Here is a 15409-nt window from a genome sequence, read left to right on the forward strand (position 1 = left end):
TCCACGAGAAGCGGCACGTAGAGCACCACTATCAGCGACACTAAACGAAAATGAGCACAAGAGGGCCCCACAGTGCGCGCGGAAGCAACAGCTGTAGAGCCCTCCAAATGTGGGTGCGCAAGCGAAAACTGAATTTTAGGAGTGCGTGAAGTTGGCGTCGCGCTTCTCGGCGAAGGCGGCCATGCCTTCCTTCTGGTCGTTGGAGGAGAAGATGGAGTGGAAGGTGCGGCGCTCGAAGAGGAGGCCCTGTGCGAGGGTCGTCTCGTAGGCGGCGTTGACCTGCTCCTTAATCATGGTCGTCGCGATAAGCGATTTGGCCGCGATGGTCGCGGCGGTCTTCAGCGCCTCGTCGAGGAGCTCGCCGGCGGGGACGACGCGGGCGACGAGCCCGGAGCGCTCGGCTTCCTCGGCGTCCATCATGCGGCCGGTGAGGCACATCTCCATGGACTTGGCCTTGCCCACGGCGCGCGTGAGGCGCTGGGAGCCGCCCATGCCCGGGGTGACGCCGAGGTTGACCTCGGGCTGGCCGAACTTGGCGCGGTCGCCAGCGATAATGAAGTCGCACATCATGGCCAGCTCGCAGCCGCCGCCGAGCGCGTAGCCGTTGACGGCCGCGATGATCGGCGTGCGCGCGCGGGTGAGGATATCCCAGTCCGCGAACCAGTTGGTCGAGTACATCTCGGTCGCGCCGCGCGGCGCCATCTCCTTGATGTCGGCGCCGGCGGCGAAGGCCTTCTCGGAGCCAGTGATGACGATAGCCCCGATGTTCTCGTCCGCGTCGAACTGAGCGACGGCGGAGGTCACCTCCTCCATCGTGGCCTTGTTGAGCGCGTTGAGCGCCTCGGGACGGTTGAGTGTAATGAGCGCGACGCGGTCGCGGGTCTCGGTGAGGATGGCCATGGTGTCTCCTTCAGTCGTGCGTTAAACGTTCTTGGTGAAATCCGGCGGCGCAATGCCGTCGATGGGGGCGAAGATGGCGCCCACGTCGCCCGGCACGTCCGCGATCGTGGCGTACTTCCAGTGCGGGCTGCGGTCCTTGTCGATGATTTGGGCGCGGATGCCCTCGGCAAACTCGGGGTGGCGCTGCATATTGAGCGACATCCAGAATTCCTGCGTGAGCACGTCCGCGAGGCTGTGCTGCGCCGCGCGCTCCAGGCCTTCCTCGGTCACGCGGATGCCCAGCGGCGAGTTGCGGCGAATGCGCTTGGCGGCCTTCGCAGCCCAGTGCTCCTCGCCGTGCTCGGCGGCCAGCGCGTCGAGTCGCTCGAGCGTCGCCTCGGCCGTGGGCGCGGCGTAGGCCTCGACCATCTCGGCACGGTCCTCGCCGAAGCCCGGACCGGCGTCCTGCGCGAACTCCGCGATGACGGCCGGGTCCGCGGTCTCGTGCAGCCGTGCCACGAGCGACTCAATCTGGTCCTGCGGCACGTAGTAGTCTGCGAAGCCGGTGTCGATGGCCTCGGCCGCGCCGACGTGGGCCGCGGTGTAGCCCAGATGGAAGCCCAGCCGATCCGCCGCACGCGCGAGGACGTAGGAGCCACCGGCATCCGGCGAGTAGCCGATGCCGACCTCGGGCATGCCCAGGCGCGAGTCATCCGTGACGATCCGGTGGCTGCCGTGCGCCGAGATCCCGATGCCGCCACCCAGCACGATGCCCGTCTGCAGCGCCACGTACGGCTTGGGGTAGATCGAAATATAGTGGTTAAGCTCGTACTCCTCGCGCCAAAACGTGGCGCCGAAGTCGCCTGGTCCACCCTCGGCGACTGCGTCGCGGTAGAGCGCCGCGACGTCGCCGCCAGCGCACAGGCCGCGCTCACCAGCACCCCGCACGAGCACGAGACGCACCGCGTCATCGTCCGCCCACGCACGCAGAACGCGGGTGAACTCACGAATCATGTCCAAGGTCAACGCGTTGAGCGCCTTAGGCCGGTTAAGCGTGAGCGTGCCCACGCCGTCGCGCACAGAAGCGAGAACCTCGCCCTCGGTGATTTCTACAGACATCTCACAGTTCCTTTCTATTTCGCTTCGAGCAGCAGGGCCTCGCCTTGTCCCCCGCCACCGCAGAGCGCAACACCCGCGCGCGAACCCGCGCCCGCCGCCAGCTGGTGCGCCGCATGCACGACCAAGCGCGCTCCCGATGCCCCGATGGGGTGCCCCATCGCAATCGCTCCGCCCTGCGGGTTGACCGCGTCCGGGTCCAGGCCCAGGGTGCGCGCGGAATGGACGACGACGGCGGCAAAGGCCTCGTTGATTTCCACGTGGTCGAGGGAGCCTGCGTCCCAGCCCTCGCGCTCAAGGGCGCGGAGGAGGGCATCGGCAGGCTGTTGCTGCAGCGAGGAATCAGGGCCGGCGGTCTGGCCCACCGAACGCAGCGCGGCGAGAACCTCCCAGCCCTGCGCCGCGGCATGCGCGGCCGTGGTGAGCACAACCGCCGCCGCGCCGTCCGTAATGGGCGAGGAATTGCCCGCCGTAATCGAGCCGCCCTTCTCAAAGGCCGGGCGGAGCTTGGCCAACGACTCGTCCGTGACGCCCTCGCGGATGCCCTCGTCGGACTCGATGGTCACCGAGCCCTTGCGGGTCTCGATGGTAAGCGGCACGATTTCGCGGGCGAGCGTGTCGTCCTGCGTCGCGGCGAGCGCGCGTTGGTGGCTCAGCGCCGCGCAATGGTCCTGTTCTTCGCGGGTGACGGGATAGCGGTCCGCGTATTTCTCGGACAGCGAGCCCATGGAAATACCCAGGTCCGCGGCGCGCAAGCCGTCGTGTTCCATGTGGTCGAGCGCCTCAAACGCCCCGAATTTCACGCCGGCGCGCGAGCGCGGCAGCAGGTGCGGCGCATTCGTCATGGATTCCATGCCGCCGGCGACGACGACCTCGGCCTCGCCCGCGCGCAGCAGACGCGCCGCGTCGATGACGGCCGTGAGCCCGGAAAGGCAAATCTTATTCACCGTCGTCGTATGCGCCCGCGGCGAAATCCCGGCCGCGAGCGCGGCCTGCTTCGTGGGATTCTGGCCAACGCCGGCCTGGAGGACCTGGCCGAAGACGACGGCATCGACAAGCTCGGGCTCCACGCGCGCCTGCTCAAGCGCGCCGCGGATGGCGTGCGCGCCCAGGTCGGTGGCGGGCAGTGCAGCAAGCCTGCCCAACAGCTTGCCAAAGGGGGTGCGCGCGGCGCCCACGATGACGATATCGGTATCCTGCAGGGTCACAAGGCCTCCCAAGAAGAATCTGTACGAAGTTAGAATAAATCGTACAGTTCCTTCGTGACCTGCGCCACCCTTTCGGTTAGGAAGTGAGGAATTCCTTCCACGCGGGCCACTCGGCGTACATCTGCGCGCGCCCCGCGTCGAAGTTCGCCCGCAGCTTGGCGACGTTCTTTTCCGTCGACGCGACCTGCATATCCTCCGGGAAGAACAGCTGCGCGCGGCCTTCCTTTTCCAGCTCCAGCAGCCGGTCCTTCGACGCGTTATACCGGTCCGGACGTTGGATGAGCGCCTCCGCGACCGCGGGGTACCGGCCCAGCACGCGGCGCACGGCGCGGCGGCGTGTAACCTGCGGTCGGACGTAGCCGCGCGGGTGCGTGCCCACAAAAAGGAACTTCTCGTAGCCAGCCTTCTCCGCCTGGTCGATGGAGATGCCGCCGGACTCGCCCAGCGCGCCGTCCACATACGGCACGCCGTCAATAAAACGCAACGGCATGATAAGCGGCAGCGTCGAGGACGCGCGCACGTACATATTCAAATCCGACTGCTCGTAAATATCGTCGCGCGTAATGTAGACAGACTCGCCTGTATCCGCGCGCGTCGTCGCGAGATTCATCTCCGCCGGATTGGCCAGAAATGCTTCGAAGTCGAAGGGCAGTTCCTCATCCGAGGAGCGCTCATAAATATACTCCGCATTGAAATACCCCGTGCCGCGCAGCAGCGAGGACACCCCGCCGAAGCTGGGGTTATGGGCAAAGTCCACGAAAGATTCCTTCGCCCGCCACGCATCGTGCGAGAGATAGTTCACGGCGTGCGAGGCTCCTGCGGACACGCCGCCCACCCAGCCGAACTGCACGTCTTCCTCGATGAGCTTGGCCACGCAGGCCGCCGTGTACGAGTTACGCATGCCGCCACCTTCAAAAATCAGGGCGATATTTCTTGCATCAATCACGTTGTTTTACTGTACGCAGCTGCTTACGATGTTCACATGGGATTACTTGACGCGCTCCGCTCGCTCACCGGCCCCAAGGCCCCGCGCCTCGCCACGCCCGAGGCTGGCGCGCCCGTCGTCGAGGTCGGCCACCTCGAGGTCCACACCGCCGGAACCTTGCTCATCGTCGTCACCGACCCTTCCGGCGTCGCAGCGCTTCGTGAGGTCGCCCGCGCCGCCGAGCCTGCCTGGCTTGCCGATGCCCCCACCCGCGTCTTCTTCTCCCCCTCCCCGCGCCCCGAGGTCCCCGTCCGCGACCCGAAGAAGGGCTGGGCCATCCCGCTCGACCCGGACACGCGCGCCGCACTCCTAGAGACCCTGCGCGCCGAGCCGGGCGACTACGAACTGTCCGAAACCCTCGCAATCTCCGTGGAGTAAACCATGCTCATTCTTCCTTTCAACGGCGTCCGTCCCCGCATCCACCGCAGCGCGTTTATCGCGCCGAACGCCACGATTATCGGCGACGTGGAAATCGGCCCCGATTCCTCCGTCTTCTACGGCACGGTCCTGCGCGCCGACGTGGGCGCCATCCGTATCGGCGCGCGCACGAACATCCAGGACAATTGCGTACTCCACGTCGACCGCGACGCAGACTGCGTCCTCGAAGACGACGTGACCGTGGGCCACATGGCGATGGTCCACGGCGCACACGTCGAGTCCGGCACGCTCGTGGGCATGCAGGCCACCGTGCTCTCGCGCTCGCGCATCGGTACCGGCTCGCTCATCGCCGGTGGCGCCGTGGTCCTCGAGGGCCAGCACATCCCGGCGCGCTCGCTCGCCGCTGGCGTGCCCGCCAAGGTCCGCCGCGAGCTGAGCCCCGAGGAATCCGCCGCGTTTATCCCGCACGCCGCGCGCTACGTCGAGACCGCCCGCGGCCAAGCACCCGAGTCCGAGTCCCTACGACTCGAGGACGTCTGGTTCTAGAGCGAGACCACGCCCATGATGATGAGGAAGCCCGCGACCGCGTAGCCCGAGTACAGCGCGACCTGGGTCGAGTTGCGGCGCGCAGCCGCGAAGATGCGCCCGGCTGGGCTGTCCGGGTAATGGCGCACCATCGCGAGCCCCAGGCCGCACAGCGTGGGCAGGCTCAGTGCTAAGCAGGCGTAGAGCAGGCCCGCGCTGATCCGCGAATTCACCGAGAGGTCGCCCGCCGCCAAGTGCATGAGGCCGTAGTAGAACGGCACGGACGTGAGCGATTGGATAACGCCCATCGCGAAGCCGACAAGCCCCGTGAGCAACGACGGAGTGCGCAGAGGGCCCAGAAGTTTCTCCACGAGCGGGCTCGACTGGCCCTTCGAGCGCCACGCGCCGAGCGCAAGGAGTATGCCAACGACGATGAGCACGATGCCTGCGACGGGCGAGCCGAGGACCGCGATGATCTGGTCCTTGATGCCAAGAAAGATGAAGAACACGAGCGCCGTCGCAGCAAGCACGCCCAGCCAGTCTCCCACGACCACAAGCGTGGCGATCTTGCGGTACATCCCGCGCGGCAGCATGATGCCAATCGCGACGAGGATGCCGATGAGCAGCGCATTCACGGAGTCAAGGAGGGCATAAAGGACGGCATGGAGCATGCGGGACAGTCTAGCCCACCGCCGGCGCGCAACTTTAACCGTTAAATTTGCACCATCTCCGCAAAATTGCGTAGGGTATGCACGTATCCCCGCGGCCGTGACGTCGCACGGGTCATGCACTGTTATCGAGAGAAAGAATTACATGTCGAAATTCCTCTACCGCGTTGGCTCGTGGTCGTACCGCAAGGTGTGGCCCTTTTTAGCCTTCTGGCTGGTACTCCTCATCGCGATGGGCGGCCTGGCGGCCGGCTTCGCGAAGTCCCCCAACCCCTCCTTCTCCATGCCGGACATGGACTCCACCGTGACGATGGAGCAGATGAACGAACGCTTCGGCGACAGCGGCGAGTCCATGGACGCGCCGACCGCCAATGTCATCATCGAGGCGCCGGAGGGTAAGACCCTCGCCGACCCGGACGTCGCCGCCGAGGTCGATCAGCTCATCGCGAATCTCAAGGACACCGGCGCGCTCACCGACACCGACGCTCTCGTGAGCCCCGTCATGGCGGCCGCCGGCATGCAGAAGCAGATGACCGAGCAGCTCTCGGCCCAGGGCATGCCGCAGGAGCAGATCGACGCGAACCTCGCCGCCATTTCGCCGCTGAGCGCCGATAAGCGCACCGGCACGCTGTCGATTACCTTCGACGCGGACACCATCACCGAGATTCCCACGGAAGAGAAGTCCGCCGTCACCGACGTACTCACCCACGCTGACGAGGGCGACCTCACCGTCGCCTACGGCGGCAACGCCTTTAGCGGCGCGGACGAGATGAACGGCACGTCCGAGATCCTCGGCCTCATCGTCGCCGCCATCGTCCTGCTCATCACCTTCGGCTCCTTCGTCGCCGCAGGCATGCCGCTCATCTCCGCCGTCATCGGCGTGGGCGTGGGGCTCCTCGGCGTCCAGCTCGCCACGATCTTCACCGACTCCGTCTCCGACATGACGCCCATGCTCGCGTCCATGATCGGCCTCGCCGTCGGCATCGACTACGCGTTGTTTATCGTCGCGCGCTTCCGCAACGAGCTCATCACCTCCTCCGGCCTCAACGACTTGAGCCCCAAGGAACTCGCCGCGGAACTGAAGAAGATGGACAAGGCCACCCGCGCCCACTCCATGGGCATGGCGCTCGGCACCGCCGGCTCCTCCGTCGTTTTCGCCGGCACGACGGTGGTCATTGCACTCGCCGCGCTCACCATCATCGGCATCCCGTTCCTGTCCACGATGGCCATTGCCGCCGCCGTGACCGTCGTCATCGCCGTACTCGTCGCGCTCACGTTCATCCCGGCGCTGCTCGGCCTGCTTGGCACAAAAATCTTCGCCGCCCGCGTCCCCGGCCCCAAGGTCCCGGATCCCGAGGACGAGAAGCCGACCATGGGGCTGCTCTGGGTCCGCCGCATCCGCGCGCATCCGTTCCTCCACCTCGTCGCGGGCGTCGTCCTGCTCGGCGTCCTCGCCATCCCTGCTGCGAACCTCACGCTCGCGATGCCCACCGACGGCACCGCCAAGCTCGGCTCACCGCAGCGCAACGCGTACGAGATGACCGAAGAAGCCTTCGGCCCCGGCCGCAACGCCCCGATGATCGCCTTCGTCGACCTCGCGAACGTCTCCGAGCAAGACCGCATGCCGGCCCTCCAGGAGCTTCTGCAGGACTTCGCTACGACCGAGGGCGTCGTCAACGCCCAGATCGCAGGCATGAACGAGGCGAACGATGCCGCCCGCATCATGATCACCCCCACCACGGGCGCCACGGACGAGGCCACGACGACCACGCTCGAGCACCTGCGCGACTACAAGGGCGAGTTCGAGGAGAACACCGGCGGCACCTATGGCGTCACGGGCATCACGCCTATCTTCAACGACATCTCGGAGAAGCTCAATAGCGTTCTCGTTCCGTATATCGCGATCGTCCTGGTCCTCGCGTTCTTCGTCCTGCTGCTCGTCTTCCGCTCCATCTGGGTGCCGCTCATCGCGGCCGCCGGCTTCGGCCTGTCCATGGCCGCGACCTTCGGCATTACCGTCGCCATCTTCCAGAAGGGCATGTTCGGCATCATCGACGACCCACAGCCCATCCTTTCCTTCCTGCCCATCATGCTCATCGGCCTGACCTTCGGCCTCGCCATGGACTACCAAGTCTTCCTCGTCACCCGCATGCGCGAAGGCTTCGTCCACGGCAAGACCGCGGGCAACGCAACCTCCAACGGTTTCAAGCACGGCGCCCGCACCGTGACGGCCGCAGCACTCATCATGATCTCCGTCTTCGCGGCGTTCATGCTCATCGACATGCCATTCATTAAGACGATGGGCTTCGCGCTCGCCGTGGGCGTGTTCATTGACGCCTTCATCGTCCGCATGATGCTCATCCCTGCCACGATGTTCCTCCTCGACGAGAAGGCTTGGTGGATCCCGAAGTGGCTCGATAAGCTGCTTCCCAACATGGATATCGAAGGCGAGGCCCTCTCCCGCGACCGCGCGGCGCTCGAGGCCAGCCAGCGCGAGAAGGTGAAGAACTAGTGACCGGACTGCGGGATAAGAAGAAGCAAGCGACACACACCGCCATCGCGGAGTCGGCAGCTAATATCGTGCTGCGCGAGGGCTTCGACGCGCTTACCGTCGCCGCCGTCGCGGACGCCGCCGGCGTTTCTCCCCGCACCTTCCACAACTATTTCTCGAGTCTGGAAGAGCCCCTCGTCGACTTCATCGCGGGCACGTTCGCCGTCATCGCCGAGGATATCCGCGCGCTCCCCACGGGCCTCGACATGCTCGACGTCCTCGAGCGCTTGCTGGGCGATGCCCTCTCCGACGACGGCGTTGAGCTCTACTCGCTCAGCACGCTGCTCGCCATCGGTCAGGCCATGGAGATGCAGCACCGAGGCCCCAGCGCCCTCGGCGCGGACGAGGAGACAGCCCGCGCCGCCGCGGCTCCCATCATCACCGCCTTCCAGGAACGCTTCCCCAGTATGGACGAGTTCGATATCCTTGTCGCCCTCCAGGCCGGCGCCGGAGGCATCGGCCATGCCTTGCACATCTACGACGAGCTCGGCCCGGATCGCACCCCTGAACAGGGCCGGGCGCTGATCGCTCGTGCCGTGCGGGTGGTACGTGGCATCGGAAAGCTCCGCGCCTAGTTCACCAAGTATTTACCCCGGATCCCCCCATTGCGGGCGGAAGGCCGGGGTATTGTCGTGCAAAGGCCCCGCAACTCGGCGGGCGCACGAGCACGAGGAGTGAACACCACAGTGAAGATCGCGATTCTGGGCGGCGACGGATTCTGCGGCTGGCCCGCATCCCTCTACCTCTCGGACCGGGGACACGACGTCACCATCATCGACAACCTCTCCCGCCGCGCCATCGATAAAGAACTCGGCGCGGAATCGCTCACCCTCATCGCCTCCATCGCGGAGCGCCTGGACGCCTGGTACGAGGTCACCGGCAAGACCATCGGCTTCCGCAATATCGACGTCGCGCAAGACTACGACGCCCTGCTCGATTTCCTGCGCGCGGAGGCTCCCGATGCCGTCGTGCACTTCGCCGAGCAACGCGCCGCGCCGTACTCCATGAAGAACTCACGCACGAAGCGCTACACGGTGGATAACAACATCAACGCGACGCACAACTTGCTCGCGGCCATCGTGGAGTCCGGGCTCGATATCCACGTCGTGCACCTGGGCACCATGGGCGTCTACGGCTACGGCACCGCGGGCATGAAGATTCCGGAAGGCTACCTCGACGTCATGGTCCACACGGATGACCACGGCAATATCGAGCAGTCCATCCTCTACCCTTCCAACCCGGGCTCCGTCTACCACATGACGAAGGTGCTCGACCAGCACCTTTTTGCTTACTACGCGAAGAACGACGAGCTGCGCGTCACCGACCTCCACCAGGGCATCATCTGGGGCACGTGGACCGAGCAGACGGCGCGGGACGAGCGCCTTATCAACCGCTTCGACTACGACGGCGACTACGGCACGGTGCTCAACCGCTTCCTCATCCAGGCCGGCATCGGCTACCCGCTCACCGTCCACGGCACGGGCGGCCAGACCCGCGCATTTATCCACATCCGTGACATGGTCCGCTGCATCGAGCTCGCGCTCGAGAACCCGCCGGCGCGCGGGGAGCGCGTGAAGATCATCAACCAGATGACGGAAACGCACCGCGTCCGCGACCTGGCCGAGCTCGTCGCGCAGATTTCCGGCGCCGCCGTGGCCTACGTGCCCAACCCGCGCAAGGAATCAGCGGAAAACGAGCTCTTCGTCTCCAACGACACGTTCCTCTCCCTGGGGCTTAAGCCCACCACGCTCGCCGAGGGCCTGCTCCACGAAGTCGAGGAAGTCGCCCAGCGCTACGCCGATCGCGTCGACCGTGACAAGATCCCCGCGCAGTCCCTGTGGACGAAGAACCAGCGCGCAGGTGTGCCCGAACTTTCATGAGAGTAGCCATCGTCACGGAGGTCTTCCTCCCCAAAATCGACGGCGTGGTCACGCGACTGACCCGTACCATCGAGCAGCTCGCAGCCTTGGGCCACGAGGTCGCCATCTTCGCACCCGGCACCCCGCCCGCGACCTTCGCGGGGTTCCCGGTCCACCGCATCCCGTCGCTCGCACTGCCCGTCTACCCGGAAATCAAGTTCGGTCTCCCGTCCGCGCGCTTCTTCAAGGAAATCCGCGCCTTCGACCCCGACGTCATCCACGCCGTCAACCCCATCTGGACCGCGGCGCTGGGCGTCTTTGCCGCGAAGCTCGACGCCGTCCCGCTCGTCGCGAGCTTCCACACCAACGTGCCCGAATACGTCGAGGCCCTCGGCATCGGCTGGACCAAGCCGCTCACCGTCGCCGCGCTGAAGTACCTCCACAACCAGGCTGCGGTAAACCTGTGCACCTCCGGCCCCATGGTGACCAAGGCTCGCGACCTGGGCATCCGCAACGTCCGGCTGTGGCCCAAGGCCGTCGACACCCACGGCTACCACCCCTCCAAGGCCACACGTGAGATGCGCGACCGGCTTAGCGACGGCCACCCCGAGGACCCGCTCTTCGTCTACGTCGGCCGCGTCTCCAAGGAAAAGGACTTGGACCGTCTCCCCGCCATCGCACAAAGCGTCCGCGAGAAAGTCCCCAGCGCGCGCCTCGCCATCGTCGGCGCAGGCCCCTACCTCGAGGAGCTCAAGCAACACTTCGACGACGGCACCGTCTTCACCGGCTACCTCTCCGGTGAGGACCTCGCCGCCGCCTTCGCCTCCGGCGACGTCTTCGTCTTCCCCTCCCAGACGGAGACTCTCGGCCTTGTCGCGCTCGAGTCCTTCGCCTCGGGCGTGCCCGTCGTGGGCACCCGCGCCGGCGGCATTCCCTTCGTCATCACCGAAGGCGTCACCGGCCGCCTCATTGAGCCCGAGCTTCCCGATGCCGCCTGGGCCGCAGCCATCGCCGACCTCCTCACCGATCCCACGGCGCGCGCAGAAATGGGCGCCGCCGCGCGCGCCGAGGCCGAAAAATACTCGTGGCGAGAGTCTACGATGTCCCTTATCTCCGCCTACGAGGACGCCGTCGCGGCCCCGTTGGCCTAACCCTCTGTAAGGAGCATTCCACGCCATGCCGCTGCCCGCGCCTGCCACGCTCGCCGATGTGCTTGCCGACGGACTCTTCGTCTCCGCAGCCCAAGACCTCGCGTTCGCGCAGGCACTCGGGCCCGTAAGCTCGGCGGAGTATAACTTCGCGGCCGACCGTGACGGCGCTGGCGCCCCGCTTCCCGATGTCCCCGTCCAGCTGCGCATCGACGCCCAGACCGGCGTCCATGATCTCGAGGGCACTCGCCTGGCCGTCCTCCGCGACGGCCAGTGGACGTGGGCCACCTCCATGACCGCGGGGCTTACTGTGCCCGAGCTGAGCGGCACCCAGCCTTATTCTCCGAAGCTTCTCGCCGCCGCGCGCACCGTCGTGGGCGGCTCGCCGGTGCTCATCGCCGAGCAGGACGACGCACTCGCCGCCGTCGCCGTCGCCTTCCGCGGCAACGGCGTGCCGCTGTCCGAGGCGATTGCCGCCGGGCTCGCACAGTCCACTCCCGCGACCGACGAGCGGCGCGCCCTCGGGGCCTACGCCCAAGCCACCGGCCAACAGATTCCCGCACCGCGCTTCGACGGCACGCGGCTGACCGGCTGGGGTTCCTCGCTCACCCACGCCGATGTGCGCGCAGACGCCCACTACCTCGCTGCCGAGCACCAGTTCTTCGTCGATGCCCGCTTCCCCCACGCGCAAGTGACCCCGCGCCTGCTCGAGGGCCGCGCCACCGTCTCTGCCGGCGGCCATGCTTTCGAGGCCGTCGCCCCGGTCCTCGCGACCATCACGGACGACACGTGGACGTGGGCCTGGGCCGACGAAGAACTCGCCCCGCCGGCCCGCCGCGCCGCCGCCAATGTGCGCCGCTTCGGCGCGGACCACGGCATCGCGGACTTCCTGCGCCCGCAGCTGCCCGCTGCCCGCGCCTTCGAGCTCGGCCTTGCCCAAGCCGCCATGCCCATCCTTCAGCTGTGGACGCTCGTTCCCGTCGCGCTCTCCCCCACGACGACGGGCCTGTTCCTCCTCGACGCCCCGCAGCTACGCCTGCCCGACGCCACCGTTGCGACGCACTCGGCGATCCTCGCCGTGCCGCTGCCGGATGGCCTCGACGCCGTGCGCGCGCAGGCCGCGTATCGCGCCGCCCGCGGCTAACGCCCATCCCGCCGTGGGGGTTAAGCTATAGCACGTCCTTGTACCATCTTCTCATGCGGGAGATTTTGTGAAACGCTTCCTTCGGTCGATTGTTGATCGCGTCACCGGCACCCGCCGTGACAACGAGCTTCCCGCGCCCCAGTCTCCGGAGTCGGCCCCAGTTTCCCGCCCCGCAGTTCCCGAGCCCATCGCGCGCCCGCCGCGTCACGCCGCGCCTGCCCCGCGCGAGGCGACACCGGCCAACCGCGTCGCCGCACGCCGCCTCCCCGCCAGCCTGCGCCCCGCTCCCGCAACGCACGAAGAACCAGAACTCTCGCCCACCGCGCGCCGCGCGCACCGCCGGCTCGCCACGCTCCTCACCGTCCCCGCAGCTACCCTGGCCCCGGTTCCCGCGCCTGCGGCTCCCCGTCCGCTACGCCCGGCGCCCCCACTCGAGCGCGAAGCAACCCCCGCCAACCGCGTCGCCGCACGCCGCCTCCCCGCCAGCCTGCGCCCCGCTCCCGCAACGGATGACGAACCAGAGCCGTCGCCGGCTGCGCGTCGGGCGCTGCGCCGCTTGTCGGGAATCCTCGCCTCCCCGGCGCCCCGAGTTGAAACGCTTGCACCGCAACCCGTAGCTGACAAGCCCGCTGCCGAGACGGCAGGAGCACTCGCGGCCGCGGCGGCCGCTGCTGCAACCGCAACTGCTGGACCCATGGCTCGCAAGCGCGCGATGCCGGTTGTCATTCCCTCGGCGGCACAACGCAGCGCCGCCCGGGCGGCGGAGGCGGAGGCTGCGGTGGGCGATGGGGGCATCGGCAAGCGGGCGCTTGCCACGCCGGTCGAGTCCGCGGCGGTGCGAAAGAATGCGCGCGCCCGGCTGCGTCTGGTGCCGGGTCTTGACGGCCTGCGCGGCCTGGCGGTACTCGCTGTGGTCATTTATCACTTCTTTGGCGATGTGCTGCCCGGCGGCTACCTGGGCGTGGACATGTTCTTCGTCCTGTCGGGCTTCCTTATTACGTCGCTGCTCGTGCGCGAGTTCCGCGTCACGGGGCGCATTAGTCTCAAGGATTTCTGGGTCCGGCGTTTCCGGCGCATTTTGCCGGCAGCCGTGACGGTGCTGGTGATCTGTACGGCGATTGTCGCGGCGATTGGCGGCGACCTGGCCGTGGGGATCCGCGAGCAGTTCCTGGGCACGCTCTTCTTCGTCAATAACTGGACGCAGATTGCCACCTCCCAGTCTTACTTTGCGGACAACGAGATTCAGGTCTTCGCGCACTACTGGTCGCTCGCCGTGGAGGAGCAGTTCTATCTCATCTGGCCGCTGCTTATCGCGGGGCTGTTTATCGTCGTGCGGCGGTATCCGCGGCGCGTGCCGATTATCGTGTCGGTCGTGCTGGCCGCGGCGTCCGCGGTCGCCATGTGGTTTATCTACACCCCAGGCGAGGACCCGACGCGTGTCTACTACGGCACGGATACGCACGCGTTTGGCTTGCTCATCGGTGCGGCGCTGTCGCTCATCATTACGTCGACGCACTCGGACCCAGCGGCGGACTCCTGGCCATCGTCGCGCCGCGCAGGCGCTATCGCGGCGCAGGTCCTCGCGCCGCTGGCGTTGCTCGCGTACCTCGCGCAGCTCATTTTCATGACAGACGATCTGGAATTCACCTACCGCGGCGGGCTGATGCTTACGAGCGTGCTGGGAGCGCTCATGCTCTGGGGTGTCGTGCGCGACGCGCGTCCGCTCACGTGGCTCTTCAGCACGACCGTCATGCGGTGGCTGGGCCAACGCTCGTTCTCGCTCTACCTGTGGCACTGGCCGCTCATCATGATCCTCATCGCGCTCTTCGACTCAAAGCGCGAGCACGCCTGGGTGTGGGGGCTTGTGGCGTTACCGCTGTCCTTCCTCCTGGCGGAAATCTCGTACCAGTTCATTGAAAACCCGTTCCGTCGCGGCGGATACAAGAAGGCGTGGACGACGTACTGGGCCTCCCGCCCGGGCCTTGCCGAGCTGCGGTACGGCTTCGCGAAGGTCGCGTGGCCGCTCGTGCCGCTGCTCGTCGTTGCGTCGCTGGCAGGCGTGGTCTACGGCGTCGTGACGTCGAGCGATAAGACGCAGCTCGAACGCGACCTCGAAGAGCTGCAACAGCTCAATAACTCGGGAAGCACGCCAGCTCCCGAGGCCGCCGCTCCCACGACGACTGCTAAGAAGACCCGCCCCATGCCGCGCGGCCCAGAGATAACCGCCATCGGCGACTCGGTCATGCTCGCCTCGAGCGCCGCGCTCAACACCCGTTTCCCTGGTCTCTACATCGACGCGGCGGTCTCGCGTCACTACACCGCGGCGATTCCAATCGTCCAGGAGCTGAAGAGTACGGGCCAGCTGCGCGATACAGTCTTCCTCGGCTTCGGCACGAATGGCGCGGCGTTCCCCGGACAGCTCGATGAGCTTATCGATGCCATCGGCCCCGACCGCACCATCGTTCTCTCCGTCCCCTACGGCGACCGGGACTGGATGCCCGGTGCGCGCGCCGAGGTCATCCAAGCGGCCAAGGACCACAAGAACGTCTACATCGCGGACTGGTGCACGCACGCACAGTCCAACACGTCGCTCCTGCGCGCCGACGGCGTCCACCCCGAAATCGAAGGCGCCGACCAGTACGCGCTGGCGTTCCAGTACGCGCTGCAGCAGTACTCGAATTACGACAAGAACACTTCGACGCAGTGCGCTGTATAAAACGGCATGCCGAATGACCCCAGCCTTGGCTGGGGTTTCCTTTCGGCTGTTAGTCCACGGTGCAGAGTAGGCGCTTGCCATACGGCGTGACGTACCAGTAATTGCCCTCGGCATCACGGGTATACGAATCACCATCGGCCTTGCGCCCGTTATGGAACCGGCATAACGGCACGAGGTTCGCGACATTCGTGTCGCCGCCTTTGTTCCGCGGGATAAAGTGGTCACGCTCGCA

Annotated in this window: 14 protein-coding genes; 8 read left to right on the forward strand and 6 right to left on the reverse strand. The window is 66.6% G+C overall.

What is annotated here, in order from left to right; genetic code table 11:
* Positions 1–135 precede the first annotated feature (135 nt).
* The 4 genes from HMPREF2559_RS11140 to HMPREF2559_RS11155 form a co-directional block, all read right to left on the reverse strand.
* Positions 136–900, reverse strand: coding sequence for an enoyl-CoA hydratase (locus tag HMPREF2559_RS11140; protein WP_066511863.1), 765 nt, complete (start codon positions 898–900; stop codon positions 136–138).
* A 21-nt stretch (positions 901–921) separates the two neighbouring features.
* On the reverse strand, positions 922–1998 hold the full coding sequence (locus tag HMPREF2559_RS11145; protein WP_070540780.1) for an enoyl-CoA hydratase/isomerase family protein: 1077 nt from the start codon (positions 1996–1998) through the stop codon (positions 922–924).
* Between the two features lie 14 nt (positions 1999–2012).
* Entirely contained in the window at positions 2013–3203 is a 1191-nt protein-coding gene (locus HMPREF2559_RS11150; protein WP_066487425.1) for an acetyl-CoA C-acyltransferase, read from the reverse strand.
* Between the two features lie 76 nt (positions 3204–3279).
* On the reverse strand, positions 3280–4149 hold the full coding sequence (locus tag HMPREF2559_RS11155) for a patatin-like phospholipase family protein (protein WP_070540783.1): 870 nt from the start codon (positions 4147–4149) through the stop codon (positions 3280–3282).
* 36 nt (positions 4150–4185) lie between these two features.
* Here HMPREF2559_RS11155 and HMPREF2559_RS11160 point away from each other — a divergent pair, with 36 nt between their 5' ends.
* Together HMPREF2559_RS11160 and HMPREF2559_RS11165 are read left to right on the forward strand one after the other, a co-directional pair.
* Positions 4186–4566 carry a hypothetical protein gene (locus tag HMPREF2559_RS11160; RefSeq protein ID WP_066487416.1) on the forward strand — a complete coding sequence of 127 codons (381 nt, stop codon included), beginning with the start codon at positions 4186–4188 and terminating at the stop codon, positions 4564–4566.
* Between the two features lie 3 nt (positions 4567–4569).
* Positions 4570–5112, forward strand: a complete 543-nt coding sequence (locus HMPREF2559_RS11165) for a gamma carbonic anhydrase family protein (protein WP_066487413.1) — start codon at positions 4570–4572, stop codon at positions 5110–5112.
* On the opposite strand, the gene HMPREF2559_RS11170 is transcribed toward HMPREF2559_RS11165, so the two are convergent.
* Positions 5109–5762 carry a hypothetical protein gene (locus HMPREF2559_RS11170; protein WP_066487410.1) on the reverse strand — a complete coding sequence of 218 codons (654 nt, stop codon included), beginning with the start codon at positions 5760–5762 and terminating at the stop codon, positions 5109–5111. The genes HMPREF2559_RS11165 and HMPREF2559_RS11170 overlap by 4 nt on opposite strands.
* A gap of 142 nt (positions 5763–5904) precedes the next feature.
* Between HMPREF2559_RS11170 and HMPREF2559_RS11175 the strand changes: the two genes are divergently transcribed.
* From HMPREF2559_RS11175 to HMPREF2559_RS11200, 6 genes are all read left to right on the forward strand, one after another.
* On the forward strand, positions 5905–8271 hold the full coding sequence (locus HMPREF2559_RS11175) for an MMPL family transporter (protein ID WP_066487399.1): 2367 nt from the start codon (positions 5905–5907) through the stop codon (positions 8269–8271).
* Positions 8271–8885: a TetR family transcriptional regulator gene (locus tag HMPREF2559_RS11180; RefSeq protein WP_066487397.1), complete on the forward strand. Its 615-nt coding sequence runs from the start codon at positions 8271–8273 to the stop codon at positions 8883–8885. Before HMPREF2559_RS11175 ends, HMPREF2559_RS11180 begins: the two co-directional genes overlap by 1 nt.
* Before the next feature lie 111 nt (positions 8886–8996).
* On the forward strand, positions 8997–10190 hold the full coding sequence (locus tag HMPREF2559_RS11185; protein ID WP_066487395.1) for an NAD-dependent epimerase/dehydratase family protein: 1194 nt from the start codon (positions 8997–8999) through the stop codon (positions 10188–10190).
* The gene (locus HMPREF2559_RS11190; RefSeq protein WP_066487383.1) at positions 10187–11320 is read left to right on the forward strand and encodes a glycosyltransferase family 4 protein; all 1134 of its coding nucleotides are present in this window, start codon (positions 10187–10189) and stop codon (positions 11318–11320) included. The genes HMPREF2559_RS11185 and HMPREF2559_RS11190 overlap by 4 nt, the downstream gene beginning before the upstream one ends.
* Positions 11321–11345: 25 nt before the next feature.
* Positions 11346–12461, forward strand: coding sequence for a DUF6882 domain-containing protein (locus tag HMPREF2559_RS11195; protein WP_070540787.1), 1116 nt, complete (start codon positions 11346–11348; stop codon positions 12459–12461).
* A 67-nt stretch (positions 12462–12528) separates the two neighbouring features.
* Positions 12529–15177: an acyltransferase family protein gene (locus HMPREF2559_RS11200; RefSeq protein WP_246818477.1), complete on the forward strand. Its 2649-nt coding sequence runs from the start codon at positions 12529–12531 to the stop codon at positions 15175–15177.
* A 49-nt stretch (positions 15178–15226) separates the two neighbouring features.
* On the opposite strand, the gene HMPREF2559_RS11205 is transcribed toward HMPREF2559_RS11200, so the two are convergent.
* The coding region (locus tag HMPREF2559_RS11205) for an HNH endonuclease (RefSeq protein WP_148138820.1) at positions 15227–15409 on the reverse strand (183 nt) is incomplete at its 5' end.

Origin of the sequence: Corynebacterium sp. HMSC072G08 (assembly GCF_001809185.1) — a bacterium.
Taxonomy (GTDB): Bacteria; Actinomycetota; Actinomycetes; order Mycobacteriales; family Mycobacteriaceae; genus Corynebacterium; species Corynebacterium phoceense.